This window comes from Advenella incenata, from assembly GCF_004217095.1.
GTDB lineage: Bacteria > Pseudomonadota > Gammaproteobacteria > Burkholderiales > Burkholderiaceae_B > Advenella > Advenella incenata.
On sequence record NZ_SHKO01000002.1, the window covers coordinates 453,145 to 479,257 of the forward strand.

22 protein-coding genes are annotated in these 26,113 nt (G+C 55.2%); 17 read left to right on the top strand and 5 right to left on the bottom strand.

Features of this window, described 5'->3' with window-relative positions; genetic code table 11:
* Positions 1-30: 30 nt before the first annotated feature.
* On the top strand, positions 31-2,322 hold the full coding sequence (locus EV681_RS13315; protein WP_128393020.1) for an NADP-dependent malic enzyme: 2,292 nt from the start codon (positions 31-33) through the stop codon (positions 2,320-2,322).
* Here EV681_RS13315 and EV681_RS13320 read toward each other — a convergent pair.
* From EV681_RS13320 to EV681_RS13330, 3 genes are read right to left on the bottom strand one after another with little or no spacing between them, the layout of a single operon-like run.
* The gene (locus EV681_RS13320; protein ID WP_130304267.1) at positions 2,294-3,541 is read right to left on the bottom strand and encodes a CaiB/BaiF CoA transferase family protein; all 1,248 of its coding nucleotides are present in this window, start codon (positions 3,539-3,541) and stop codon (positions 2,294-2,296) included. The genes EV681_RS13315 and EV681_RS13320 overlap by 29 nt on opposite strands.
* Positions 3,538-4,953, bottom strand: a complete 1,416-nt coding sequence (locus EV681_RS13325; RefSeq protein ID WP_130304268.1) for an MmgE/PrpD family protein — start codon at positions 4,951-4,953, stop codon at positions 3,538-3,540. Before EV681_RS13325 ends, EV681_RS13320 begins: the two co-directional genes overlap by 4 nt.
* The gene (locus EV681_RS13330) at positions 4,954-5,754 is read right to left on the bottom strand and encodes an enoyl-CoA hydratase/isomerase family protein (protein ID WP_128393017.1); all 801 of its coding nucleotides are present in this window, start codon (positions 5,752-5,754) and stop codon (positions 4,954-4,956) included.
* A 241-nt stretch (positions 5,755-5,995) separates the two neighbouring features.
* On the opposite strand from EV681_RS13330, the gene EV681_RS13335 reads away from it, so the two are divergent.
* The 16 genes from EV681_RS13335 to EV681_RS13410 all read left to right on the top strand — a co-directional run bounded on the left by EV681_RS13335 (position 5,996) and on the right by EV681_RS13410 (position 24,077).
* Positions 5,996-6,730, top strand: a complete 735-nt coding sequence (locus EV681_RS13335) for a GntR family transcriptional regulator (protein ID WP_128393016.1) — start codon at positions 5,996-5,998, stop codon at positions 6,728-6,730.
* Positions 6,731-6,810: 80 nt separating this feature from the next.
* Complete coding sequence (locus tag EV681_RS13340) at positions 6,811-7,779, top strand: Bug family tripartite tricarboxylate transporter substrate binding protein (protein WP_128393015.1); 969 nt, start codon at positions 6,811-6,813, stop codon at positions 7,777-7,779.
* 298 nt (positions 7,780-8,077) lie between these two features.
* Positions 8,078-8,506, top strand: coding sequence for a VOC family protein (locus EV681_RS13345; protein ID WP_207227069.1), 429 nt, complete (start codon positions 8,078-8,080; stop codon positions 8,504-8,506).
* Between the two features lie 140 nt (positions 8,507-8,646).
* Positions 8,647-12,018, top strand: a complete 3,372-nt coding sequence (locus EV681_RS13350) for a toll/interleukin-1 receptor domain-containing protein (protein WP_130304269.1) — start codon at positions 8,647-8,649, stop codon at positions 12,016-12,018.
* Positions 12,019-13,761: an NAD-binding protein gene (locus EV681_RS13355; protein WP_130304270.1), complete on the top strand. Its 1,743-nt coding sequence runs from the start codon at positions 12,019-12,021 to the stop codon at positions 13,759-13,761.
* A 165-nt stretch (positions 13,762-13,926) separates the two neighbouring features.
* Positions 13,927-14,646, top strand: coding sequence for an ABC transporter ATP-binding protein (locus EV681_RS13360; protein ID WP_130304271.1), 720 nt, complete (start codon positions 13,927-13,929; stop codon positions 14,644-14,646).
* Positions 14,643-15,443 carry an ABC transporter permease gene (locus EV681_RS13365; RefSeq protein ID WP_128393011.1) on the top strand — a complete coding sequence of 267 codons (801 nt, stop codon included), beginning with the start codon at positions 14,643-14,645 and terminating at the stop codon, positions 15,441-15,443. The genes EV681_RS13360 and EV681_RS13365 overlap by 4 nt, the downstream gene beginning before the upstream one ends.
* 340 nt (positions 15,444-15,783) lie before the next feature.
* A complete protein-coding gene (locus EV681_RS13370) occupies positions 15,784-16,752 on the top strand; it encodes a Bug family tripartite tricarboxylate transporter substrate binding protein (RefSeq protein WP_242612252.1) in 969 nt (322 codons plus the stop codon).
* A gap of 65 nt (positions 16,753-16,817) precedes the next feature.
* Entirely contained in the window at positions 16,818-17,324 is a 507-nt protein-coding gene (locus EV681_RS13375) for a 2,4'-dihydroxyacetophenone dioxygenase family protein (RefSeq protein WP_128393007.1), read from the top strand.
* A 2-nt stretch (positions 17,325-17,326) separates the two neighbouring features.
* Entirely contained in the window at positions 17,327-18,070 is a 744-nt protein-coding gene (locus tag EV681_RS13380; RefSeq protein WP_130304272.1) for an SDR family NAD(P)-dependent oxidoreductase, read from the top strand.
* 16 nt (positions 18,071-18,086) lie between these two features.
* Positions 18,087-18,812, top strand: a complete 726-nt coding sequence (locus tag EV681_RS13385) for an SDR family NAD(P)-dependent oxidoreductase (RefSeq protein WP_130304273.1) — start codon at positions 18,087-18,089, stop codon at positions 18,810-18,812.
* 9 nt (positions 18,813-18,821) lie between these two features.
* The gene (locus EV681_RS13390) at positions 18,822-19,634 is read left to right on the top strand and encodes an IclR family transcriptional regulator (protein ID WP_130304274.1); all 813 of its coding nucleotides are present in this window, start codon (positions 18,822-18,824) and stop codon (positions 19,632-19,634) included.
* 362 nt (positions 19,635-19,996) lie between these two features.
* Positions 19,997-21,019, top strand: a complete 1,023-nt coding sequence (locus EV681_RS13395; protein WP_128393926.1) for a 2-keto-3-deoxygluconate permease — start codon at positions 19,997-19,999, stop codon at positions 21,017-21,019.
* Positions 21,016-22,230: a four-carbon acid sugar kinase family protein gene (locus EV681_RS13400; protein WP_130304275.1), complete on the top strand. Its 1,215-nt coding sequence runs from the start codon at positions 21,016-21,018 to the stop codon at positions 22,228-22,230. Before EV681_RS13395 ends, EV681_RS13400 begins: the two co-directional genes overlap by 4 nt.
* The gene (gene pdxA / locus EV681_RS13405; RefSeq protein ID WP_128393002.1) at positions 22,227-23,270 is read left to right on the top strand and encodes a 4-hydroxythreonine-4-phosphate dehydrogenase PdxA; all 1,044 of its coding nucleotides are present in this window, start codon (positions 22,227-22,229) and stop codon (positions 23,268-23,270) included. Before EV681_RS13400 ends, pdxA begins: the two co-directional genes overlap by 4 nt.
* A gap of 21 nt (positions 23,271-23,291) precedes the next feature.
* Positions 23,292-24,077 (top strand): GntR family transcriptional regulator, encoded by a 786-nt coding sequence (locus EV681_RS13410; RefSeq protein ID WP_128393001.1) that lies wholly within the window; start codon positions 23,292-23,294, stop codon positions 24,075-24,077.
* 34 nt (positions 24,078-24,111) lie between these two features.
* Here the strand turns inward: EV681_RS13410 and EV681_RS13415 are convergent, their stop codons facing one another.
* Together EV681_RS13415 and EV681_RS13420 are read right to left on the bottom strand one after the other, a co-directional pair.
* Positions 24,112-24,654 (bottom strand): DUF2380 domain-containing protein, encoded by a 543-nt coding sequence (locus tag EV681_RS13415; RefSeq protein WP_165393046.1) that lies wholly within the window; start codon positions 24,652-24,654, stop codon positions 24,112-24,114.
* 165 nt (positions 24,655-24,819) lie between these two features.
* On the bottom strand, positions 24,820-25,680 hold the full coding sequence (locus EV681_RS13420) for an SIR2 family NAD-dependent protein deacylase (RefSeq protein ID WP_130304277.1): 861 nt from the start codon (positions 25,678-25,680) through the stop codon (positions 24,820-24,822).
* Positions 25,681-26,113: the final 433 nt, after the last annotated feature.

Below are 26,113 nucleotides of genomic sequence, written 5' to 3' on the forward strand. Positions count from 1 at the left end.
CAAAATCAATTCTTCAGGAGGCTACCGCCCATGAGTACCATCGATCGTCAATCAGCGCTGGATTATCACGAATTTCCCGTGCCTGGCAAAATTTCCGTTACCGCTACCAAGCCGCTGGTCACCCAGCGGGATCTGGGGCTGGCGTATACGCCCGGTGTCGCGGCTGCCTGTGAAGAAATCGTGGCTGACCCGCTTAATGCATTTCGCTACACCGCACGAGGCAACCTGGTGGGCGTTATCAGTAACGGCACTGCTGTGCTTGGCCTGGGAAATATTGGTGCGCTGGCCTCCAAGCCGGTCATGGAAGGCAAGGCCGTCCTGTTCAAGAAATTTGCCGGTCTGGATGTTTTTGATATCGAGATCAATGAAACGGATCCGGACAAGCTGGTAGAGATTATTGCCGGGCTCGAGGCCACCTTTGGCGGTATCAACCTGGAAGACATCAAGGCGCCCGAGTGTTTCGAAGTGGAACGCAAACTGCGCGAGCGCATGAGTATTCCTGTTTTCCATGACGATCAGCATGGCACCGCGATTACCGTTGCGGCTGCCTTTATCAATGGCCTGATCGTGGTCGGCAAAGATATTACAAACGTGAAGGTGGTGTCGTCCGGGGCCGGCGCAGCAGCGCTGGCGTGTCTGGATCTGATGGTGGATCTGGGCCTGCCGCTGGAAAATGTATTCGTGACGGACATCGACGGCGTGGTCTATGAGGGGCGCAATACGCCCATGGGACCTGAAATGCTGCGCTTCGCGCAGAAAACCGAGCACCGCACGCTGGCTGATGTAATCGATGGCGCCGATGTATTCCTGGGCCTGTCCGCCGGTGGCGTCCTTAAGCCCGAGATGGTCAAATCCATGGCAGCACGCCCGCTGATCCTGGCGCTGGCCAATCCGAACCCGGAAATCATGCCGGAAGTGGCATTGGCTGTGCGCGACGACGTGGTCATGGCAACTGGCCGTTCTGATTTCCCGAATCAGGTCAATAACGTACTGTGCTTCCCGTATATTTTTCGCGGCGCACTGGATGTGGGCGCCACCACGATCACACGTGAAATGGAAAAAGCCGCGGTCTACGCGATCGCCGGGCTGGCCAAAGAGGAAATCAGCGATGTGGTCGCAACCGCCTATGGTGGCTATGACCTGTCATTTGGACCAGAGTATCTGATCCCCAAGCCTTTCGATCCTCGCCTGATTGTCCGGGTGGCGCCTGCTGTGGCCAAGGCGGCCATGGAAAGCGGCGTGGCAACGCGCCCGCTGGATGATCTGGAGGCCTATGCCGCAAAACTGCAGCAGTTCGTGTATCACTCAGGCGCTTTCATGAAGCCGCTGTTTGCTTCGGCCAAACAGATTGTTCGCGACGGCGGCAAGGCACGCATTGTCTTTACCGAAGGTGAAGACGAGCGCGTATTGCGCGCGGTGCAGGTCGTGGTTGATGAAAAGCTGGCGCGTCCGATCCTGGTGGGGCGTCCTTCTGTGTTGTTGGCGCGTATTGAAAAATATGGGCTGCGTCTGAAACTGGGCGAGGACGTGGAAGTGACCAACCCGGAATTTGACTCGCGTTTTCATCAGTACTGGACCAATTACTGGGAAGTGATGTGCCGTCGCGGTATCACAAAGGAAATGGCGCGCGTGGAAATGCGTCGCCGCCTGACGCTGATCGGCGCCATGATGGTTCATGTCGGCGATGCCGATGGCATGATCTGCGGCACGGTGGGGGCCTATCACGAGCATTTGCGTTTCGTTGACCAGATGATCGGTAAAAAACCAGGCACAACGTCGTATGCAGCCATGAATATTCTGCTGCTGGATCAGCGCATGGTGGCGCTGGTCGATACCCACATCAATGATGATCCTACCGCCGAACAGATTGCCGAGTATACCCTGGCTGCGGCGAAGGTGCTGGCACAGATGGACGTTGTGCCCAAGGTGGCATTGCTGTCGCGTTCCAATTTCGGCTCGGGCAGTTCAGCTTCTGGCGACAAGATGCGGCGTGCACTGGAGCTGGTGCGGGCACAGGATCCGGACCTGGAAATCGATGGTGAAATGCATGGCGACTGCGCATTGAATGAAGTGCTGCGCGAGCGCATTCTGCCTTCATCGACATTGAAGGGACCAGCCAACCTGCTGGTCTGCCCCAATGTCGACTCAGGCAATATTGCCTATAACCTGCTCAAAACCGTGGCTGGGGGCAACGTGGCGGTCGGGCCGTTCCTGCTGGGTGTGAACGCACCTGTGCATATCCTGACCTCAAGTTCTACTGTACGGCGCATCGTCAATATGGCTGCGCTGACCGTTATTGACGCGAATCGCGTCGAGAGTTGATCGCCCTGGCCGTCTCCTGCAATATTTCATCTGTGTGTTCCCCCAGATTGGGGGCATGCCGGTAAATGGAAGGCTGAGTGCGCGAATAGGTGCCCAATGGTGCAACCGTTCGCAAGCGGCCTTCCGTGGGATGGTCAAGCTCGACAATCTGCTGTACGGCCTTCAGGTGCGGGTCGTCCAGCAGATCGCCAACTGCGTATAGCGGCGCCACCGGAATATCAGCCTGTCCCAGCGCTTCAAGCCAGTGGGCCGAACTGCGGGTGCGCAAGGTGTCTTCAATAAAGCCGTATACCTGATTGACATGCACGCCGCGTGAGGCGATGGTGGCAAAGGGCGAGTCTGCCTGCAGCAGGTCCTGGCGGTTGAGCAGGCCCAGAAAATTCTGCCAGTGCCTATCGGTATGGATCACGGTGCAGATATAGCCGTCAAGTGTCATATAGGGTTTGCGCGATTCGGTCAGAAGCCGCGTGTATCCCATGTCGCCTTTTGGCGGCACGAAAGTGGCGCCGCCGAAATGGTCGCCCAATACGAATTGGGCCATCCCCTCGAACATGGGGATTTCTATCGATTGTCCTTGCCCGGAGTGTCTGCTTTCCAGGACACCGGCCAGGCAGGCAATTGCCACCTGCATGCCGATAATTTTGTCGGCCATCGTCAGCGGTACATAGCGTGGCGGCTGGCCGGTGTGTTGCTGGTATAGTGCCGCAATGCCCGTCATTCCCTGGATCAGGTCGTCGTATGCCGGTTTGCCGGCATAGGGACCGGCGTTGCCAAAACCATAGGTTCCTGCGTAGACTATTTGCGGATTGACGGCGCGGACCGCGTCGTATGACAGGCCCAGCCTGGCCATTGCCTGCGGACGAACGTTATACAGGAAAACGTCTGCAGTGGCGGCAATGTCCAGGCATGCCTGACGGCCGTCATCGGTTTTCAGGTCCAGTACGATCGAGCGCTTGTTCCGGTTCAACTGCAGGAAATTGGCGCCCATGCCTTTATTGTTTCTGTGACCCATGTTCCGGGTGGTGTCGCCCGCTGGGGATTCTATCTTGATGACATCCGCTCCCAGGTCTGCCAGCAATTGGGTGGCAAAGGGACCCATGACAACGGAAGTCAGGTCGGCAATGCGAATACCCTTGAGCGGGCCGTTGGGTGTGTGGTTGTCCAATTGATTGTCCAATATGGGCTCTAAGCTGGCCGTGACGCTTTGACTGTCGCTCATGGCGTAAACAATGTTCTGATATTGGCAACGTCCGGCAGGCGATCCAGTGCCTGGTAAAGTTGCCCGGCACGATGCGGGTCCAGGCCTGCCTGCTGCGCTGTTGACGCCGCGTTGCCGTGTGCGTGTCCATCTGCGAGCCCACTTGCCACGCAATCCATGAATTTTTCTTGTAACTGCTGTTGCGTCAAAGGCAGACGTGCATGGCCGCTTGGATAACGTATCTGCCCGGAATCCAGAACAGTGCCGTTTCTCAATGTCACGCAAAGCCGATCCGTCATGGAGAAGGCGGGATCTGCAGGATCCGGGTCATCAATGGCATGGACCTGGATTTTCGGATAGATAGTCTGCAATTGTGTACGATTCACAAATGCGTCCGACAGTTCAGCCAGGCCCACTTTGCCCGCCAGCAGCGCGGCGGCAATCGCAAATTCCAGGCTGAACTTGGCTTCCAGTTTGGTCTCCGGCCGCCGGTTGCGCAACATGGATGCTTGTGGGCGTCCGATAGTGGCATCGATCGACGCGATGGTGTCCGGTGTCAGGTCGTGCTGCTGCGCCAGTGCGAGCATGCCGTCGATAATGCGATGGCTGGAATAGCAAACGGGATAGCGCTTGATATTGACGCCGGACTCGGTAATGTATAACGCCCGGCCCAGCTTAACCGCTTCGTTTACATCAACGCGGCCGCCAGGCGATATGGCGTTCAGAAACCCCGCTTTGTGCTCAAAAACGTCTGCGCAGGCGGTCATGCCCAGCCTGGCCAGTTGCACTGCCTCCACCGCATTGGCAGCGGCGCGGCCTGCGTGATAAGGCTTGGTCATGGTGCCGAAATTGGCAACCAGACCACTGGCCATGCTGGCGGCAAGGCCCAGCGCCATGGTCGTGGTGTGCTGATCCAGTCGGTACAAATAGGACAGCGCGCCAGCGGCGGCGACGGTCCCGAAAACGGCGGTGGGGTGCCAGCCTTTGAGGTGATAAGGATCAGCCTCACGGCCAAACAGTTCTGCCCAGATCTCGTAACCGATAATATAGGCGTTGAGCACCTCTTTGCCGCTGCTGGACAATTCCCAGGCAGCGGTAATGACACTTGGCATAAGTACGGTGCTTGGGTGAGCCGACATGGCCACGTCATCATAATCGAGGGCATGGCTGGCTGCAGCCCAAAGACAGGCGGCATCAGTATGTCGAAAATAGGCGCCTAGAAATGGGACCGGAATCGGCGAGTCGACCTGCGCACTCGTGGTTCCTGTAAAGTGCCGACCCAGAATATCTACCAGCGGCTCATGGGCGCCGGCAAACATGCAGCCCATGCAATCAATGATCCCCGTCGTTGCCAGCTGATAGGCATGCTCCGGTACCGTGCTTTGGTCAAAAGTGTGAATGAAGCGAGCGATGTCGTGCGTCAGCGTGTTCAATTATTTTCCCCTGAAAACGGGCTTGCGTTTCTCATTGAATGCCTTGACCCCTTCATGCCGGTCTTCGGTGTCGATAAGGTGATTATAGGCTTCGACTTCAAAACGATATGCCGTACGCAATTCCATTTGCCCGCCGTAACGGACCGATTTTTTGATCTGGCGTACCGAAAGCGGTGCATTGCCGGCTATGCATGCGGCGGTTTCCAGGGCTTGCTCCAGCGTTTGCTCCGACTCGCATACTTTATTGACCAGCCCCCACTGCAGCGCATCATTGCAATCAAAAGGGCGGCCGGTCATCAGGATCTCTTTGGCTCTGCGATCGCCCACGGCACGAGGCAGATTCTGGGTGCCGCCGGCGCCAGGCATGATGCCAAGCGTGACTTCGGTCAGGGCAAAGCGCGCCGTCTTGCTGGCATAGATGAAGTCGCAGCACATGGCCATTTCCAGGCCACCGGCATACGCATGACCATTGACCGCGGCAATCACCGGATAGGGAAGGTCAACCAGGGTCCAGTACATGCGCTCGAACAACTCATGCTGTTGTTGCCATTGCGCCTTGCTCATGCCATTGCGCTCCTTCAGATCTCCGCCCGCGCAGAAAATCTTGTCTCCCGCTCCGGTGAGGACGACACAGCGTACAGGCCCCGGATCTGCGATCAGGCGATTCCAAAGATCAAGCAGTTCTTCTCCCATTTGGGTATTCAGGGCATTGGCCACCTCGGGCCGGTTCAGTGTGATTAGCAGAATGTGATCAGATTTGATTGCGGTCGTGATCGTGGCATATTCGGGCAGCGCGAACATCGGGTTATCTCCTGTTGGTCGGCTTGTTATCAATAAAATAGAAATAGTAATTGTACGTACATTGTAAATAATCCAATTTCAATTGCAATAGACAATTCTGATATTAAAGATATAATTGTACGTACATTAAATTTGCGCGTTGCCTGCTCAATGCAGGCACGGCTGTGCTGTATCGGGAGATAGATTTCTTCCATGTAGCGGCAGCCGTGCGGGGCAGGAACGTCAACCCAGACAGGATCCGATGACAAAACGCCTTCCGCGCTATGCCTGGCTTCATCAGACGTTGCTCAATGATATTGAGAGCGGGCGGTATGGCGTGGGCACGCAGTTGCCAACGGAACATCAGCTTTGTCATATTTATGGCGTGAGCCGGCATACGGTGCGCGAGGCAACCCGCCGTCTGGCGCAGGCCGGGCTGATCACGCGAACTGCAGGTTCCGGTACTGTGGTCATTGCCAGTAGCCCCGTTGCTGTAGAGCCTGTCTTTGTATCTGCCTTTGGCTCTTTGCAAGACTTGATGCGATATACACAACAGACCCGACTGGAAGTTTTGGGTGAACAGTTTATTACGCTGGATCCGTGCGAAGCGGCGAGGTTGCACGTGCCCGCTGGGGTGGAACTGCTCATGCTGCATACCAATCGCCGTCTGGTACGGGATGGCACCGTAATTTCGTATACCCGCGTCTATTTGCCACCGGAGTTTGCCGGCGTGCGGGACAAGCTAACAGGCAATCATCCCAGCGTGTTCAGTATTCTGCAGTCCGAATATGGTCAGCAAATACATAAAGTGAGCCAGCAAGTGGTTGCCGAAAGGGTGCCGGAGTCAGCGACAGGTCTGGTCGATTGCAAGCCGGGAGATATGGCGCTTGGAATACTAAGAGTATATTTTGATAATGCCGGCCGGCTTTTGACTGCTTCAGATAATTTTTATATACCAGACCGGTTCAGCTTGATGGCCACCTGGGAGCGGCCTTGAAGCAGGATGCCTTACCTGACGCTTTTGAAGTGCTAAGACAATAAGCACCTGAGACAACAATATTATAAACGGAGACACAAATGAGAAAACTGCCCGCGCTGTTCCTGATCCTGCTTGCCTTGTCGCCCCTGGCTGCTTATGCGGCGTACCCGGAAAAAAGCGTGCATATCACGATTCCCTATCCGAGTGGCCAGACGACGGATATTATTGGGCGACTGCTGGCCGAGCAGCTATCGAAGCATCTGAAGCAGCCGTTTGTGGTGGAAAACAAAGGTGGTGCGGGTGGCATCATCGGTCTGGAGGCGGCCAAACGCGAAAAGCCGGACGGCTATCGTTTGCTGGTGGGGGCCTCCGGGCCGCTGGCCATCAACCCCTCGTTGTACACCAACCTGCCGTACGACACGCTAAAAGACTTCAAAGCGGTGGGGCTGGTTTCCAAAGTGCCGCTCTTTCTGGTGGCGCGCAAGGATTTCCCGGCCGATACGGTACCGGAATTGATCAGTTATCTGAAGCAAAATGACGGCAAGATCAATTATGGTTCCGGGGGCGTTGGCTTGACCAATCATCTGACAATGGAAATGTTCAAGCACCAGACTGCATTGAACCTGTTGCATGTGCCTTATCGCGGCGCGACCGCAGCCGTTGCTGGTCTGGTCGGGGGCGACACCTCGGTCATGTTTGAAGCGGCGCCAGCGATCAAGCCCCTGGTCCAGGATGGCCGTCTGAAGGTATTTGGCGTAGCCAATAAAAGCGGGTCCCAGGCATTTGCCGGCGTAAAGCCGCTGGCGGAATTGGGCGTGCCTGGTTTTGATGCAACGGCCTGGATCGCGCTGCTTGCTCCTGCCGGTACCCCGGACGATACGGTGCGGGTTCTGAACGACGCCATGCAAAAAATCCTGCAGGATCCGCAATTGAAGAGCAAACTGGCGACAATAGGCAATGAAGTATTCATTGCCTCGCCGCAAGACAGTCAGGCATTTATTGAAAAAGAAATTAAATTCTGGGGTGAGGCAGCAAAGGCATCCGGCGTCAAACCCAGTAAACTATAAAGCACCAATGACCGTATAGCGTTGTTGCCGTCGGTTTTGATCAGATGACGTTCACTGGTCTGCTGTTGGTATGCTGGCTGTGATTTTTGTCTGCGGTGGGCCAGTAATAGCAATTGAAACGGCGCCAAGGTCATGGCGTGCGTGTGCGCATCGTGCACAGGCACCATGCCGCAAATAGACTATTTAGGTAACGGGCAATCCGGGCCGGACAACGTACGCGTTTGCTGGTTTTGCGTGTTCAGACACAAATGCAGATGCCGATTGCTCTTGCCGTTCTGACTGGATCAGGAGAATCATCATGTTGGAAAAAAGCGCAATTATTCCCTGTCTGCGTTACAAGGATGCGCCCGCAGCGATTCGTTTTCTGTGCGAGGCATTTGGATTTACCCACCACGCAATCTACGCGGACGAAAAAGACCCGAATATTATTCATCATGCCCAACTGGTTATTGGTAACAATATGATCATGCTGGGCAGCGATCGGGAGTCGCCGGCCAAGGATTTGTACCACTGGCTGACCCCCGACGAGGCCCGCGGAATCACCATGTGCATTTGCATGCACGTTGATGACCCCGATGCCCACGCTGAGCATGCAGCCAAGTGCGGCGCCATTATTATCCAGCCGCCTTATGATAACCAGGGCTATCCGGGGCGTTCTTATGATGCCAAAGACATGGAAGGAAATATCTGGAATTTCACCAGTTATGATCCGTGGCAGACGCCGTGACTGTGCAGCACTAACACAAGCGCCATAAGGAACTCACAATCCGATACATCATTTTCCGATAAACCGGGTGGCCGGCTATTGTCTATGGCGCTGATCTACAGTAAAACCATGGCTTGGGAGCCTGTCAGCATAAAGATAATATGACCGAAGAAACGGCAGACAACCGGCTGACCTATGCGGCGTTTATCAGTTACAGCCACGCTGATAACCGACAGGAGGGGCGCAAATGGGCAGACTGGCTGCATCACGAACTGGAAACCTACGAGGTGCCTGCCGATCTGGTGGGCAGACCCAATCGTGCCGGCAAGCCAATTGCGGCACAAATCTACCCTGTTTTTCAGGATGAAAAGGAGCTATCGGCCAGCGCCAGCTTGACTTCTGCTCTGACCGCAGCACTTGACGCTTCTGCTTACCTTGTCTACCTGAGCTCGCCGCAATCGGCCCGATCTGTCTATGTAAGCGAAGAATTGCGCCGCTTTAAGCAGACCGGCAAGGGTGATCGGATTATCGCGTTGATTCTAGCCGGCGAACCGGAATACGGTGCCGAGTCGTCCGCGCAGCAGTGTTTTCCCGAGGTGCTGCGTTTTCGTGTGGACGAGTCGGGCAATATCGATCACAGCGTGAGCCAGGAGCCCATTGCTGCAGACGTCCGTCTGCCCGGCACGCAAGAACAGGGCTTTACGACACCAGAGGCGTACCGACAATCTTTACAGGGCGATCGCACACTTTCCCGAAAGGAGGTGGAGCGGCGCGTTCAGTCCTACAAAGATCGGCTTGATCTGGCCAAACTCAAGATTATTGCAGGTGTGCTTGATGTGCCGCTGGGTGACCTGACGCAGCGTGATCAGGCCTATCAACTGGCCAAGGCCAGGCAGCGCACGAAGATCGTCAAGCGGATTGCGGTTGTGATCGGGGTACTGGCTGTGATGGCGATGGCGCTGGGTGTATATGCCTGGACAGAGCGCAATACTGCGCAAACCATGCTGTCACGTTCATTGTTTCTGTCTGGGCTCAATAAGATTGATCAGCGTGAAGAGGGAGAAGGCGCGGCCTATATGGCAGCTGCTGCCCGCTACGGCAACGAACGGACTGCGTTATACCTGCAATCGATGCTGATGCGCCAGAACGGGATGACGCCGATGCCCAGGCTGGATTCAACACCCGAGTTCAGCCCCGACGGGCATTGGATTGCCGCGCTCAATGCGACATCTAACGAGCAGCGGGGCCTGCAAATATGGGATGCATACACGCAGAAGGTGCATACCCTATTGACCGATGCCAAGGCCAACACTTTTTCGAAGCTGGCTTTTGATGGTCAGAACGCGCTGTATTTTATGACGGCCGACAACACGATAGAAAAGTGGCAGGACGGCAAGCCGCAAGAGACGGTTTATGAGGCGCCCGACGATTTGCGTATCGTCTCTTTTGCGCCGGGTGCAGATGGCAGATGGCTAGTTATACAGGGCTGGCATGTCGCCGACGGCAAGATGCAGTACATCAAATCACTGCTGTTCAATATGCACGACGGGCAGACGGTGATTGACCAGGTACCGGTGCGACAACGCGAAGGCGGTAATACCCAACGCTACCTGTTCGCAGCGCAGGGCAACGCCATTGCATTTCACGAGACCGAGGACAATGACAACCGTGTGCGCGTATATCCCATGGATGCTGACGGAAAACTGCAGCAGGCAAGGGATTATGTGGTGCCGGGCGGGATTATCTGGGCAAGGTTCAGTCCTGATGCACGCCATTTGTTTGTTCGTGCGAACAACGGTTTGTATCACATTGACTTGCGGCGCAACGATAGTCAGATTGCCAAAGTTGCTGGCCAACTGAGTGCCGAAGAAATTTACTTTAACGATGATGGCAAGACTTTTGTCCTGGTCTGGCAAAGTAATTATGCTGTATACGATATGGACAGCAATACGCCGGTTTCCTCTGGTAACGCCGAAGTCAGTATTTCAGCCATGCTGCGTGATGACGTGGCCAATGTGTCTCCCGATCTCACACAACGAGTGGAGAACCAGGAAGGGATGTTTTTTCTGGTCACTGATCTGGCACCGCCATTATTGCGCTCGCAATTGAATCTGGGGCCGGATCTGGTGTCGTTTCGCGCCATGCCAGATGGTAAAGGTGTTGCGCTTTTGAAAAAAAATAGCCATAGCCTGCAGTACGCAGCGCTGGCTGGCAACGGCAAACTCACCGACTTTATACGCACCCCGGAGCAAATGGACCGCTTTGGCGTTGCCAACGAACAGGACTATATCTACACCATTTCTGTTCCCAAGCAGGATATGAGTACATTGCGATTTTATCGTGCCACAACAGGTAAACCGCTGGGAAAGCCTTTATCAGTCAGAGGTGTAATATCGTTCAGCCATGATGGCCGCACGGTATCCTCCAGAATCGATGACAATAAGATGGCGATCTGGGAAATAGAGACGGGTAAACGTTCGCAGACTTTTGGATTGCGTAAAAACGAGAAATATAAACTGTCGGCCGACTTGTCGACCATCCTGGTTCTTGAATCGCCAAACAAGTGGCGGGTGCAGCATGTTGCCACCGGCCAGGTGCTGCACCAGGAACAGACCGAACTCAAGGGTGCCTATTTCACGCCAGACAATAAATACCTGCTGGCTTTTTTCAACAGCAAAGCCCAGCTGTATGATATGAAAGATTTTGTCAGCCGGCTCACGCTGCCTACTGCAGGCGATACGCCGAAGGCGGAATTGAGTCCGGACGGAAATATGCTTGCCATGGCCGAAGACAATAAATATATCCGCTTGTGGAACCTGGAGCGCAAACAGGCTGTCGGGCAGAAAATCAGAAATGATGCAGCGGGCGGCTATTTGAAATTTTCCAGGGACGGCCAGGTGCTTTTCGCGTCCGATCCGCTTGACCTGCGCAATGTCAAAGGCATTGCCATGTATGACACCAAATCCGGGATGCCGGTTGTGATGCCATTTGCGATCAGTCGAATAGACGACGTGGTGTTGTTGCCAAACGGCAAGGACATCCTCACGCTGGATACGCGCAGCAGACAGTCAATACTGAATGTGTGGGCGGTGCCCGATGCGTTGCTTGGCCCGGTTCAGGAGCTGGCCGATCAAAGTGAAATCTACTTTGGCAAGAAGTATGACAACGACGCAGCGGCGGTGGTCGATGCGCCCAGGGTGGCGCAGCGCCCTGAATCATGGTTCTTTCAGGACCCGTACATTCGTCCTTTAGTGCCCGATTCCACGGTGCCGTTGACGGCTTATATCGAAAAACAACTTCCCATACGCAATGCGGACCAGTTGCGCCTGATCTACAACTATTGGCGCTTTCATCCGCTGGCGCGGGCTGCGCTTGCCGTGTATTTCAGTCAGAATAAGGACACCGCATTTGTAGCCAATAGCCTGATACGCATGACCAAATTACAACTGTTCAGGGTAAAGGATGAAAGTGTCAGGCAGAAAACCATGGCGCTACTTGGACAGGCGCAGGAAAATGTGCAGGAGCATCCATAAATGAAACTATCGCGCCGTACAAAAAGCATTCTGGTCATACTGGGTGGGCTCGCTGTCATCGTGCTGACCTGGAACGGCCTGGGGCAGCATTACCCACAGATCAATGAGTGGCTCTATCTGCCCGAAAGGCTGTATCGTACCTTGCGAACGTTGATGGGGTCGGACCCGGTGTCGTCGTCATTGCCGCCGGAAAATCTGCCATGGCAACTGACATTGGTCAAAATTGTGGTGACGCTGGCGCTGCTGGCCGGGATGTATCGGATCGCCCAGAAGCTCTTTGTTGAGTACTACACCCAATTTCGACTGCTGTTCAGGCGCAACCAGATACTGGTCATTGGCATTAATCAAAAGGGTCAGGCATTGCTGGGCGATCTGAAGCGCACTCACGATACAACGGGGGTGGCCATCGAGCTGGACGCTGATCACAGTAATGCAGGGGCGTTGCGGCGTGAAGGTCATCTGGTTTATTTTGGTGATGGTACGCAAAGCGCGGTGCTTCAGGATGCAGGTATTCGCAGTGCGCGATTCATGATTTGTTTTCTGGATAAAGAGCAGACCACCATCAATGTGGTGCGGGCGCTGCACCAGATCACGCAAAAGCATCCGGAGAAATACCAGGTACGCTGTTTTCTGCATATAGGCAACGCAAAGGTAAGCGCCATGCTGCAGCAATCGGACTATTTCGAAGATGAAAAGAAAAACGGCATTGACCTGCGCTTTTTCAATCACCATCAGATGATTGCAAGGCAGTTCTTTGCACGGATCCCTTATGATTATGCACAGCAGATGCGCGATCCCGATGCAGCGTTCCGGCTGGTTGTCTTTGGCTCGGGAGAAACCGCCAAAGCCTTGCTGGTGCAGGCGCTGCAGGTGATGCATACAATCAACCCAGCCTCGCCCGACATAATCGTGTGTGGCGCCGATGCTGAGCTGGCTGGCAGGCAACTGGCTGCCGAGTATCCTGGGGCCGCAATGGTGGCGTCCATCAAATATATGACATTCGATGGCGCCTATGATCATATTTTGAATGAGTTTGTTATTGATCCACCGGCCCATCTTGTTCCTGTGGTGATTGTTGCATTTGATGACGATTCGGCCAATTTGAAACTGTCGCTTGAAATATTGCATGCGACACCCGCCGCCGCGTTTCGCGTGTACGCCTTGAACTATCACAATGATGGTCTGAATGCGCTGCTCAAGTCCCGGCAGCGTCGATTGAACCGCCTGACCTTTTTTGGCAGTCTGGAGTCGGTGTGTCAGGTGGAACTGATTACTCAGGAGCGCCTGGATATGACGGCGCGCAGCATTCACGAAGACTATCTGCAGCAACTTGCGCCGCAGCAAGGTTCGGTCAGCGAGAGTGACGCCTACAAGCAATCATGGGATCGGTTGAATGAACAGGCCAAGGACGCGAACCGTGCGCAGGCGGATCATATTGCCTACAAACTGGCTATGTGCGGGAAACTGGTGGAGACACAGGAGCAGGATGCCGGCGTGCAGGAGGCGCTGTCATTTACTGCCGAGGAGGTAGAGATGCTGGCGCAGGTGGAGCATACGCGCTGGATGGCCCAACGCTACCTTGCGGGCTGGCGCTACGGTGCCCAGCGTGATGACCAGCGGCGTTTGCATCCTTCGCTGGTGGACTGGGTGATGCTTCCCGAGGCCGAAAAACAAAAGGATCGAGACGTTGTATTGCGCATTCCCCATCTTGCGCGACGCAATGGCAACAAACCGTCTGTCTGAGCGTGTTTTTGGCGCGCCCGGGCCGCGCTTTCGGTGTATATTGTGCGAGTTCCCAGTGAGGGGCGCAGTGCCTGCCCTACTGTGGCCCGACCGTGCCGCTGCGTGGTCAGCAGCCTTTTGACGGTTGTCCTGCGACGCCGTCGTCAACGATGGTAAGCATAAGTTGTGGTAACCGATAATTCAGAAGTAGAAACGCCCGCGCTGCTGCAGGCAAGAAATCTCAGTCGCAAAGACCCTTTAAATGGTCATATATTGCTGCATCCGGCAGACTGCACCGTTAAGCGTGGTGACCGCATCGTGCTGTCCGGCGCTTCGGGGTCTGGCAAAAGTGTATTCGTACGAACCCTGGCCCTGCTGGACAAGCCCGATGCCGGCCAACTGTTCCTGCACGGCAAGCCGGTGCAACCGGGCGACGCTTGTCGCTACCGGGCCCAGGTCGCCTATATCCGGCAAAGCCCGGTGTTATTGCATACCAGCGTCCAAGGCAATCTGACCTTTCCTTTCGGACTTGCCGTGAACCGGGATAAAAAGTACGACAGGCAAAAAATTGAACGGTTTTTGCAAGCCATTGACCGCCCCAGCGCTTTTCTGGACAAGGATTCGGGCACGCTGTCCGGCGGCGAGAAACAATTGGTCTGCCTGTTGCGCGTATTGCAGCTGGATCCCTGTCTTTTGCTGCTGGACGAGCCTACCTCGGCGCTGGATGAGTCTACGGCGCAACTGGTTGAAAAGCTGATTGAGCACTGGATGCACGTGAACAAACAGCAGACGGCCACGCTATGGATCAGCCACGATGAACAGCAAAAGGCCCGTGTGGGCAATCGTTTATGGCAAATGAAAAGTGGTCGCCTCACGACCGATGAAATAGCGGGAAGGCAAGCATGAACCTTGAATATATGGAAATATCGATTGGGGAAATCGGCCTGGCTGCGTTGCTGATCCTGGCCAATGGGCTGATTTCAGTGCTGCTGCGGCTAAAGCTGGAAAGACAATTGCTGATTGCCTCTGTGAGGATGGTGGTGCAGTTGTTTGCCATCGGCCTGATTCTCAAATGGGTATTTGCTGCTGATAAATGGTATATCGTGCTGGCGATCATGACTATCATGACTATCATTGCCGGGCTTGCCGCCAGAAACCGCAGCCGCATTCGTTACCGGGGCATGCAGTTCGATGCACTGTTTTCGATCTGGATACCATCGTGGTTGACCATGGCTATTGGTCTGGTATTGATCATGCGTATACAGCCTTGGTATTCCCCTCAATATGTGATTCCGGTGCTGGGTATGATCATGGGCAATACCCTGACCGGCGTGTCACTGGGGCTCGATCGCATTACCAGCGAACTGACCCAGCGGCGTGATCACGTCGAGATGATGCTCTCGCTCGGCGCCAGCGGCTGGGAAGCCTATCGCGAAGCGGCGCAGACGGCAGTGCGGGCCGGGATGATGCCGACCATCAACAGCATGATGGTTATCGGTCTGGTCAGCCTGCCGGGCATGATGACCGGTCAGATCCTGGCGGGCCAGGACCCCGAGCAGGCCATCCGTTATCAGATTCTGCTGATGTTCCTGCTGACCGCTTCTTCGGCTATTGCATGCGTGCTGGCTATTTTGCTGGTCTATCGGCGTGTGTTCAGCCCGCAGCATAATTTCCTGTACTGGAAGTTGCACGAGTCTGCCTAGACTACTGCATAAGCGTTCAGCGGTAGCGGCATCGGATAAAGACATAAGCTCCGGCTGTAAGTTTCCACCAAGGAAACCTGCAGCCGGATTTTTTATGTCTTTCCACAATGTCTGGCCAGGCGGGCCGGGAGGCAGTCGTAACTCATTTGTGATCATTTCACCCGTGATTAAGGGTTTTCCCCAGATGGCTGGTGAACACAAGTTCTATACACTGTATCCATAATATAGAAATAAATCCATATTATGGATTTATGGGTACAACAAAGCGCTCTGGCCGGTTTCGTGGCCGAGCGCGCCAAGCCAATTTCCCTTATTGAATATCTTCGGAGACAAATCTGTCATGATCTACCATCGTCGTGCCTTGCTGGCCTCACTGATTGCCTGTGCCGGCCTGGCCACCGTTCCTGCCCTGGCCCTTGCGGCAGATGCCTATCCTGCCCAGCCCATTACACTTGTGGTTCCGTTTCAGCCTGGCGGCGGCACCGATGCCGTTGCCCGCAGTTTTGCCAAGGCCGCGGAAAAGCACTTTCCCAAAGGCATGATCGTACTTAACAAGTCTGGCGCGGGCGGTGCGGTGGGGTGGAAGTATGTGCTCAATCAGAAGCCGGATGGCTATACCCTGGCCGTGGTGACCGGTGAGTTTGTGACATTGCCCCTGCTCAATCTGTTTGACCGTTCTTACAAGGATTTCACGCCGCTGGTTCAGTTGAATGCCGATCCGACAACACTGGTGGTGCACAATGATTCGCCCTATAAATCTGTAGAGGATTTTCTGGCTGCCGCCAAAAAAAATCCTGATGGCATGAATGTGGGTACGCCGGGCACGGGTGCCGTTTACGATGTCGCGCTCAGTGCGTTCGAGGTCAAGTCAGGCACCAAGGTGACGCATGTTCCCTATCCCGGATCGGGGCCGTCTCTGCTGGCTTTGCTGGGTAAACAGGTAGACGCGGTGGCCACCAGTCCCGCCGAGGCGGCTGAATATGTGCGCAGCGGCAAAATGCGCCTGCTGGTCGTCATGAATGAGGAGCGCGTGCCAGAGTTCAAGGACGTACCGACAGCAAAAGAAAAGGGTATTGATGTCTCTTATGGCACCTGGCGCGGGGTTGCCGGCCCAAAAAATATGCCGGCCGAAGCGGTCAGGGTGCTCAAGGCGGCATTTGAGAAAGTGGCGCAGGATCCTGAATTGATCAAATCGATCAAACAGCAGAACCTGGGCTATGTGTATGCTGATGGTGAGGCATTTGCACAGAAGATGGCTCTGGAAACAGAAGGATACAGCAAGGTTCTCAAAGAACTGGATATCAAGTAATCAAGCCCGTTTTCAGAACTCACATTTGACATATTGCCCCATATGGACGGGGCCAAGGAATTGTTATGACCGAACCCACCCCCTATCGTTACCCCAATCCGAAAGAAGCGTTGAAAGACATTGTCGTGCCCAACGCCGTGCCCGAAGACGAACGCATCTGGGTCCCGCAGGCGCCCAATGTATGGTTTCGTCCACTCTGCCTGAACGTCTCGCAGGGATACTGGATGAACCTTTTGCGTGTTAGAAAATCCGGCGTACTCAGCTGTCATCGGCATCCCCAGCCAGTACACGGTTATGTGATCAAAGGCACCTGGCGTTATCTGGAGCATGACTGGGTGGCTACCGAAGGCAGTTATGTTTTTGAACCGCCCGGTGAAACCCATACGCTGTATGTGCCCGAAGACGTGGAAGAGATGATTACCATGTTCCAGGTCAATGGCATTATGTACTACGTGGACAGCGAAGGCAATCACACCGGCTACGAGGATGTCTTCACCAAGCTGGACATGTGTCGCAAGCATTATGAAAGCGTCGGCCTGGGCGTCGACTATGTTGACCAGTTCGTACGCTGATCATGAGCAGCAAAGCCAATTATGATTTTTCGCACCGCACTGCCGTGGTGACCGGTGCCAGTAGCGGGATCGGCCTGGATATTGCGCAGCGCCTGCTGGCTGCCGGGGCCAATGTGACAGTCTGGGACTTGAAGGCGCCGCCGCAGGCGTTGCAGCAGCAGGGTGTGCGGTTTGATCCGGTTGACGTTTGTGATGACCGCTCTGTACAAGCCGCTTGCAATGCCGTCGTAGCCAATTGCGGGCAGATCGATATGCTGGTCAATTGTGCTGGCTTCGCCGGTTCTACATTGCCGCTGGAAGAGAGCGATCCGCAGGAATGGCAGCGAGTGATTGCCGTCAATCTGCTGGGGGTATACAACACCTGTCGGGCGGCTGTTCCTGTGATGAAGCAGGCACAGGCAGCGCGTATCGTCAATATCGCTTCGCTGGCAGGCAAGGAAGGCACGCCAAACGCCTCGGCCTATAGCGCGGCCAAAGCGGCGGTGCTGGCGCTGACCAAATCACTGGGCAAGGAACTGGCGCAAACCCAGGTCCGTGTGAATGCCATTGCGCCTGCCGCGATTAACACGACGCTGTTGCAGCAGATGTCGCCGGCACATGTGCAGACGATGATAGACAAAAGCCCGATGAAGCGGCTGGGCGAATGTGAAGAAGTGTCCGAACTAACTCTATGGCTGCTGTCCGCCTCATGCTCGTTCAGCACGGGCGCGGTGTTTGACCTTTCCGGCGGTCGCGCCACCTATTGATCATATTGGAAAACTCATGAGTTTCAGACAAGATTTGCTTGAAGGAAAAACCGCGGTGGTTACCGGCGGCACCCAGGGTATAGGACGCGCCATCACAGAGGAACTGGCCGCGTTGGGCGCGCGGGTTTATGCCGCCGGCCTGCCATCTGCCAGCCAGGAATCGTACCGCCACGCGACAGTGACAGAGGTCATCGTTGACGTGACCAGTGACAAGGACGTGGCGGCGTTCGCAGCGTCCCTGGACAAAGTGGATGTGTTGATCAATTGCGCGGGCATCATCGCCCGAGTCGAGGAGTTCAAACTACCCGTGTTCGAGCGGGTGATTGATGTCAATCTGGTGGGTACCATGCGTTTGTGCGAGGCCTTGCGTCCCTTGCTTGCTGCATCTACCGGTTGTATTGTGAACATGGCCTCCATGCTCAGCTTTTTTGGGGGCGGACTGGTGCCTGGTTACAGCGCCAGCAAGGGAGGCATTGCGCAACTGACCAAATCGCTGGCCATTGCTTACGCGGCAGACGGCATTCGCGTCAATGCAGTCGCTCCGGGCTGGATCGCCACACCCCTGACTGAAGCGCTGCAGAAGGATGAGAGCCGGGCCCGGCCCATTCTGGACCGCACGCCCCTCAAGCGCTGGGGAACCCCCGAAGACGTGGCGCGTGCAGTCATCTTTCTGTGTTCGGATGCGTCTTCATTCATGACGGGTGTTATCATGCCGGTTGATGGTGGCTATATGGTAACTTGAATTTTCATCATGACAATATCGACTTTCCCGCAGGACAAGACTGGTCAGCCGGTGGCCGGCACCGCTTCCTTCTCCAAATTCATGCGCGTACTGGATGCGATCGCTGGCAACGCAGGGCCGGGCGTCACGATCCAGGATCTGAGCGTGTCGGTGGGCTATCCCAAACCGACGCTATACCGGATCGTGGATGCCTTGCTGGCCGAAGGCCTGATCATCAATAAAGGCGGACAGTTGTTTGGTCTGGGACCGCGCCTGATCAGTCTGGCCAGCCAGGCGCTGGAGACCTCCGATCTTCGCAAGGTGTGCCGGGAGCAGTTGATGGCGCTGCGCGATCTGACCAGTGAGACCGTTCATCTGGCCGTACCGGTCAATGGCGCGATGACCTACATCGATAAACTGGAAAGCCCGCAGGCGGTGCGCATGAACTCGCGGCTGGGCAGCCAGGTCACCTTCTATTCAAGTTCAGTCGGCAAGGCGTATCTTGCTGCGCTCAAGGATGATGCGCACCGGCGCAGGCTTGTCGGCGCGATCACATTTGAAAAATTCACAGACAATACATTGTCTGGCCCCGATGCGCTGTATCAGGAAATTCGCGATATCGAACAACAGGGGTATTCAGAAGATCGTGAAGAGAACGAGCTCGATATTTTTTGTTATGGCTGCGCCATTGTAGATCAGCATGCCCGTCCGGTAGCATGTATCAGCATCAGTATCCCTCTGTTTCGCATTGCTGCCGATCGTCGCAAAACATATATTGAACCGCTCATGGATGCGTGTAAAGTCCTGTCCCAGAAGCTGCGCTTGCTCGATATTGACGCCTGAGCGAGTGCTCGCGCCCGGCCCAACCCGGGTCAAGCCATGAACCGATTCCAAGTTCAGTTCTGTGGCCATCTTCCGGCAAACGGTGATCGAGCCGGCCACGGTCGGGGTCACGACCGCGGTCCGCACCTTGCAAACTATTTCACTTGCATTAAGCACAAAAAACGGCGATCTGCGTACGAAAAAAATTACCCCAGAGATACGCATTGGATTGACAAGAAGATTTGAAAAGACAATAATCGCACCTGTACGTACAGGTTGTACGTACAGAGTCATGGCAAAGATAAGAAGCACGATCCACAGCCATGCACCAGACTATTCATTTTCTTTAATACTTCCCCTTTGACAAAAGGCTGGGTCGGATGATGACACAAGAGCGTTCAATATTTCCCATGTTCCAAACCATGCAGAAAATCCCTGGTGGATTGATGCTTATTCCCCTGATTCTGGGCTCGATACTGGGGACATTCGCCCCCGAAGCCCTTGGAATTGGCAGCTTTACTACAGCGCTGTTTCAAAACAGTGCCATGCCGCTAATTGCATTGCTGATTTTCGCTACCGGTACGCAGGTCAATATGCGCACCGGCGGCCCGATCCTGGCAACGGCAGGCACCATTCTTCTCTGTAAAACGATTATTCCGGCCAGCCTGATTGTGCTGCTGGGCAGCTTTGTTGGTATTGACGGCGTATGGGGTGTCTCTATCCTGGCGCTGCTGGCTGCATTCGACAACAGTAACGGCGGTCTGTGGCTCGCTTTTACCGGCCAGTATGGCGACGCCCGGGACCGGGGCGCTTATGTGGCCAGCGCCGTGAATGACGGACCATTTTTCAGTCTGCTGTTTCTGGGCGCTTCGGGCCTGGGTGATATTCCGTTAATCGCGCTTGTCGCGGCATTGGTGCCTTTCCTGCTGGGCGTCCTGGTTGGTAATCTGGACCTGCAATGGCGCAAGGTGCTCGATCCCGTGCCCAATATCGTGATTCCATTTTTTGCATTTGCGCTGGGTACCGGCATCAATCTGTCGGCGATCGTCAGTGGTGGCACGACCGGCATCATCCTGGGCTTTCTGATTAGCCCCATTACCGGTTTCCTGGTTTATATGGGGTACAAAATCATCCTGCGGCGCGGCGGTAAAAGCGGCATCGGCTTTGCCGCTGGTACGACCGCAGGCAATGCCATTGCGACACCGGCCATTGTGGCTGCTGCCGATCCACGCTTTCAGGTCTATGTTGAAACTGCGACCGCGCAGGTCGCGGCATGCGTGCTGATCAGTTCAATCATGGCGCCGCTGCTGGCTTCTTATTTCCTGAAAAAATCTGGTGAATTAAAACCGGTAGATGACGGTATCTCGGGCGTTGCTGCGACTGCCGGGGAACCGGCGAAGTTATGAAGCCGCAGATAGCAATCATTGCGGATGATCTGACTGGCGCCGGAGATTCGGCCGTGCAGTTCGTTCGCTGTGGCTGGGAAACACAGTTGTATGTGGGTGGTTCCGAAGAGGCTTTTGCGTTGGGCGATATGCAGGCGCAAGTGGTTTCGGTCAACAGCAACAGCCGGGCCATGGCACCGCAGGCGGCAGCCCAGGCGGTTGCCCGCGAAATGCAGACTTTTCGCCAGCATGACGTGCGCCATGTATTCAAGAAGGTAGATTCCACCTTGCGTGGGGCATTCGCAGCGGAGATTGAAGCGGCCCGCCAGCAATGGCATGAGAATGCGATCGCCGTGGTATGCCCGGCCTATCCCGCCACCGGCAGAACATTGGAAAATGGCGTGTTGTTGGTCAATGGCATTCCGGTGACAGAAACCTCGGCGGGGACCGATCCGGTCACTCCCGTCACGGAAAGTTCCGTGCCGGTAATGCTCGACTGCAATCTGGTCAGCCCGACGCTAGAGGATACGCCAGCCACGCTTGCGCAGAAAATCGGCAGTGGCGGACCGATCGTGGTGGTGGATGCCCGTACAGACGCCGATCTGAAACGGCTGGCACAGGCCATTGTGATGCTTGGCGAGCGTGCGTTGCCGGTGGGCGCTGGCGGACTGGCAATGGCGATGGCTGCCGCGTGGGCCAGTGACCCTGATTCAGGTGACATCGTTTTGGCCGTGGTGACCTCGCAGCACAGTGCCACGCGTGCGCAGGTGACTGCGCTGCAAGAGCACGGTGCGACGATATTGACTGCCGAGCCGCAAGTGCTGGGTGATGATGCCCTGTGGCAGTCATGGCAGCAGCAGATGCTTGCACGTGTCGCCGGCGGCGACGATGCCAGCCGGATTCTGGTGCTGCTGGCGCCTGCCCGCCAGGTGCCCGGGCTGACCTCGGCTCTGGTTGCCCGTCGTCTTGGCCAACTGGCGCTGGCGATTGTGCGTGCCGGCAAGGTCCGCGGCCTGATCGCTACCGGCGGCGACGGTGCCGAGCAGGTGATGTCGGCTTTGCAGGCGACCGGTATCCGCCTGATAGATGAAGTGTCCGGAGGGGTTCCTTTGGGCACGCTGATTGGCGGCGAATATGCCGGTATGCCGATTGTGACCAAGGCAGGTGGCTTTGGTTCGGAAAATGTTTTGATTCAGGCTGCAGAAACCCTGACGGAAAGGAAATTCAAATGAGCACGAAAAAATTGCCCGTATTGGCGGTAACCGTTGGCGACGTCGCCGGCATTGGTCCTGAAATTACAGCCAAAATGCTGTTGAACCATCCTGGCCTGCGCGATATTGCCAAATTTGTCGTCATCGGTGATGTGGCTGCACTGCGCAAGGCGGTGTTGAACCTGAACGGAGACGTGAGCAAGGTGCGGGAAATTTCGGCACCGGGGCAAGCGACCAACGAAGCGGGCACCATCGAGATCATCCAGGTGGGACCGTCTCTTGAGGACGTCGAGCTGGGCAAGCTGGACGCACGTGCCGGCGCCGGCTCTGCGCTGTTTGTCATGAAAGCCTGTGATCTGGCCCGCAAGGGTGAGGTTGACGGCATCGTCACCGCGCCGTTGAACAAAGCAGCCATGCATCTGGGTGGGCATAAGTGGCCCGGTCATACCGAACTGCTGGCCCATGAATTCGGTGTCAAAAATTATTCTCTGGTGCTCTCGGCCGGTGATCTGTATGTATTTCACGCGACCACGCATGTGTCGTTGCGCCAGGCCATCGACGATGTGAACCCCAAGCGCATGGACGATATTTTGCAGCTGGTTCATGCTTTTTCCAAAGCCCTTAATCGCCAGGACGAGCCGATTGCCGTTTCTGGCCTGAATCCGCACGCTGGCGAGAACAATATCTTCGGTACGGAAGACAGTGCTATATTAACGCCTGCCATCGAACGGGCCAAAGCGGCGGGTATCAATGCTGTGGGACCCATTCCGGCAGATGCCCTCTGGCCGCAGGCTGTGCGAGGCAAATGGAAATTTCTGGTTGCGTGCTATCACGATCAGGGACATGCGCCATTTAAGGCAGTATACGGCGATGATGGTGTAAATATCACAGTTGGCTTGCCGGTTGTGCGCGTCTCTGTGGATCATGGCACCGCGTTTGATATTGCTGGTCAGAACATCGCACGTGAAGAAAGCCTGATTCTGGCTGCCGAGCGTGCAGCCAGCCTCTCCCTTGGCTGGTCTTCAGTATGGGAAGCAGCTTCAAAATCGGAAGGGGTATAGTTTTATTTTGGCGGGGATATCGTGCTTTATCTGAAAAAAATCGACGTAAAAAACAAAGGTAAAGAGGCGTTGTACAGGCAGGTTGCCGACAGCCTGAAAACCGCCATCTCTGAAAATCGGCTGCCTCCGGGCAGTCCGATTCCAAGCGAGAACGCGCTGTGCGGACACTTCAATGTGGCACGCAGCGTCGTGCGCCAGGCCCTGGCGCTGCTGGTTGACGATGGATATATTCTGAAACAGGCTGGCCGCTCTTCCGTGGTTGCTCCCCGCATGAAACACCGGCGCAATCTGCAAAACTCGCTCAGCTTGCATGCGCAGCTCGAACGCGAGGGAACGCACCTGCAGACGTCGGTGATCCGACTGGAAGAGGCCGCCTTTCCCGCAGAGGTTGCGGCGTTCTATGGCGACGTCGATGGTCTGCTGCTGGAACGCGTGCGGTATATTGACGATGAGCCTATTTCGTATGTGAAGACCTGGCTGCCCAAGGAATTTGCCTCCCTGAATAGCGAGGATCTGATCGATAAATCGCTACACCGTCAGTTGCTGGAGCGCTTTAATCGTGAGCCGCAGCAGGGGCGCAATCAGATTCAGACGGTTCCCAGCGACAAGATGCTGGCCAACTATCTTAAAGTGAAAAAAAGCGATGCGCTGCTGCAATTGCAGGCGTGTTATTACGATCAGCATGGATTGCCGCTGGAGTGGTTCACTGCCTGGCATCGGGCCGACCGTGTCGTCTTTGATATCGCGGTGGACGCCTCGCTGGACAATAATATCCAGGTCAAGGATTTTCAGCGATCAATCAAGTAGTTCAGATGCGTGGCGTGCTCACTGGCACGCCTACTTATTGCGAGTCAATACAGTTGCTCTCAATATCACGCACTGCAAACTTTGCTGCACGCTGCCAGGCCTGATCATTATCGCCGCGATAAGATAGCGTGCGCTCGCATACAGAGGCGTTTTGGTTCAGATCTACCATGGCATATTTGATCCAGCCCACCAGCGTACTCATCTTGTGCACTTCGCCAAAAAGCAGGTGACTTGCCCCGGCCTTTTTCGCGTCGGCTGCCAATGCTTCAAGTCCCGGTTCCGCGGCATTACATGTGTCATTTTGACAGGCTAGCGGCACTGTTTTTATCTTTGTGTTTTGCGCCAGGCCATGGCCAATTGCCTTGCTCAGTGCCTGTAAACGCCGGGCATGGTCGGCTGTCTGGTCTTTGACTTCGCCGGAGGTATCTTTAAAGGCGAAGTTCGCAGCGGCCAGTGTTAGCGGCGGTTTGGCTTGGGCGGTCACATTGAACGTGGCAGCAGCCAAACCGGTAAGCAGCAGCGACAATGGGCGCTGTCTGCAAGTAAAGCGATATAACGGCTGGTAAGCAAATGGCATGGCGGCCTCCTGTGATGGGGGAAGACGGACGCAGGGCGGGTCGTTTAAAGGCATTTCAACCATGAATGTAACGCAGGTTGAGCGGCAAGTCACGCGCGCAAACCAGCAGGGGTGCGGCGCGTGCAGATAGGTGCAATGCCAGCCTGGCTATGGGCTCAAGACAAATCAGTGCTGTGGTTTGCCGAAATAACCCATTTGGTCTAAAGTGCTTTGGATTTGGGATAAGGCCTGCTGCGCGCCCATGGCCAGTGAAACACTCTTTGTTGTTCTTTTTATATCTGCTTCGTGCATATTGATGCGAACAATCGGTGCCTTCTGGCGCTCGCCAAAGTAGCGTACGGTGGCAATGGCGGTGCCCGCACCCAGTTCGACAATAACGGGGCGCCGGGTCTTTTTCAGCCAGGCCTGCAGATACTGGTGCTGCTGGCGGCTACGGGTGTCCACCCAATGCCAGTCGTTGAACATCATGATGTTGGGTCGGGCAAGTGAGCCACAGTGCGGGCAGCGCGGGGGCAGATTCAGCAACTGGCACCGTTGGGTATCTACTTGCGGCTCAAAGCCGTCAGCTGGCCAGATGTCCTGTTCGCAAACGTCTATGCATTGCAAATAGTGAATTGAGCCGTGGCATTCAACGATCTGCTCTGGTGCAAAGCCTGCTTTCTGGAACTGGCCGTCGACATTGCTGGTAAACACAAATGCATTATTTGGCATTTGTGATGCTATTTGCCGCAGGATCTGAAATCCCGCGTGAGGGGTTGTCTCCCGATATAGGGCCAGGCGATGTCCATAAAACCCCCAGGCAAGCTCGGGGTGCTCGGGAAAATAAACGGGAGAGGCGATATCCTCGAAACAAATACCCGAGGCGCGCAGTGCCGGATAATGTTGCCAGAAGCCTTCAGCGCCGCGAAAATCGGGCAGCCCGGAATCCACACCCATACCGGCACCGGCAGTCACAAGCAGCCCGTCGGCTTCACTGATCAGCGTGGCCGCCTTTTTTATAAAGGCTTGTTGTGATGATGAGTTCATGAGAGGGCCGGCAGAGTTAATTTAATTTTTAATTGACGCAACAGGTAACGACCTATCTTCCCATATTTTCGGCACAGGCGCGAATTTTGGTCGCAGCTTGCAGGCAGAAAATCGTAAATGAATATCTATTTGCTCAGAATCATAATCTTATGTGGCAGATCGGCGATTTAAATGCAAGCCTGGATCGCCGATTGTCCGCCGCGCATACCGGACTTCAGATCACGGAGCGTTTTTCGCACCGATGCACTCAATTGGGGTAACGTTGAGGTTTGTGTCGCTTTCAAAAAGTGACGTGACAGTGTCAATATGCGCCCAACTAATAATGGAATAGGGCGAACGCTTAATTTATATTCGATCGTTTTTTGCGTTGTTTGTGGTTAAGTTATTAGATCACGATCCTGGAACTTTTACCTCAAATGTAATGGTTTTTTTA

Coding starts and splice junctions, on each gene's coding strand:
- EV681_RS13315 (WP_128393020.1), top strand. CDS start 31: ATGAGTACCATCGATCGTCAATCAGCGCTGGATTATCACGAATTTCCC.
- EV681_RS13320 (WP_130304267.1), bottom strand. CDS start 3,541: ATGAGCGACAGTCAAAGCGTCACGGCCAGCTTAGAGCCCATATTGGAC.
- EV681_RS13330 (WP_128393017.1), bottom strand. CDS start 5,754: ATGTTCGCGCTGCCCGAATATGCCACGATCACGACCGCAATCAAATCT.
- EV681_RS13335 (WP_128393016.1), top strand. CDS start 5,996: ATGACAAAACGCCTTCCGCGCTATGCCTGGCTTCATCAGACGTTGCTC.
- EV681_RS13340 (WP_128393015.1), top strand. CDS start 6,811: ATGAGAAAACTGCCCGCGCTGTTCCTGATCCTGCTTGCCTTGTCGCCC.
- EV681_RS13345 (WP_207227069.1), top strand. CDS start 8,078: ATGTTGGAAAAAAGCGCAATTATTCCCTGTCTGCGTTACAAGGATGCG.
- EV681_RS13350 (WP_130304269.1), top strand. CDS start 8,647: ATGACCGAAGAAACGGCAGACAACCGGCTGACCTATGCGGCGTTTATC.
- EV681_RS13355 (WP_130304270.1), top strand. CDS start 12,019: ATGAAACTATCGCGCCGTACAAAAAGCATTCTGGTCATACTGGGTGGG.
- EV681_RS13365 (WP_128393011.1), top strand. CDS start 14,643: ATGAACCTTGAATATATGGAAATATCGATTGGGGAAATCGGCCTGGCT.
- EV681_RS13370 (WP_242612252.1), top strand. CDS start 15,784: ATGATCTACCATCGTCGTGCCTTGCTGGCCTCACTGATTGCCTGTGCC.
- EV681_RS13375 (WP_128393007.1), top strand. CDS start 16,818: ATGACCGAACCCACCCCCTATCGTTACCCCAATCCGAAAGAAGCGTTG.
- EV681_RS13380 (WP_130304272.1), top strand. CDS start 17,327: ATGAGCAGCAAAGCCAATTATGATTTTTCGCACCGCACTGCCGTGGTG.
- EV681_RS13385 (WP_130304273.1), top strand. CDS start 18,087: ATGAGTTTCAGACAAGATTTGCTTGAAGGAAAAACCGCGGTGGTTACC.
- EV681_RS13390 (WP_130304274.1), top strand. CDS start 18,822: ATGACAATATCGACTTTCCCGCAGGACAAGACTGGTCAGCCGGTGGCC.
- EV681_RS13395 (WP_128393926.1), top strand. CDS start 19,997: ATGACACAAGAGCGTTCAATATTTCCCATGTTCCAAACCATGCAGAAA.
- EV681_RS13400 (WP_130304275.1), top strand. CDS start 21,016: ATGAAGCCGCAGATAGCAATCATTGCGGATGATCTGACTGGCGCCGGA.
- pdxA (WP_128393002.1), top strand. CDS start 22,227: ATGAGCACGAAAAAATTGCCCGTATTGGCGGTAACCGTTGGCGACGTC.
- EV681_RS13415 (WP_165393046.1), bottom strand. CDS start 24,654: ATGCCATTTGCTTACCAGCCGTTATATCGCTTTACTTGCAGACAGCGC.
- EV681_RS13420 (WP_130304277.1), bottom strand. CDS start 25,680: ATGAACTCATCATCACAACAAGCCTTTATAAAAAAGGCGGCCACGCTG.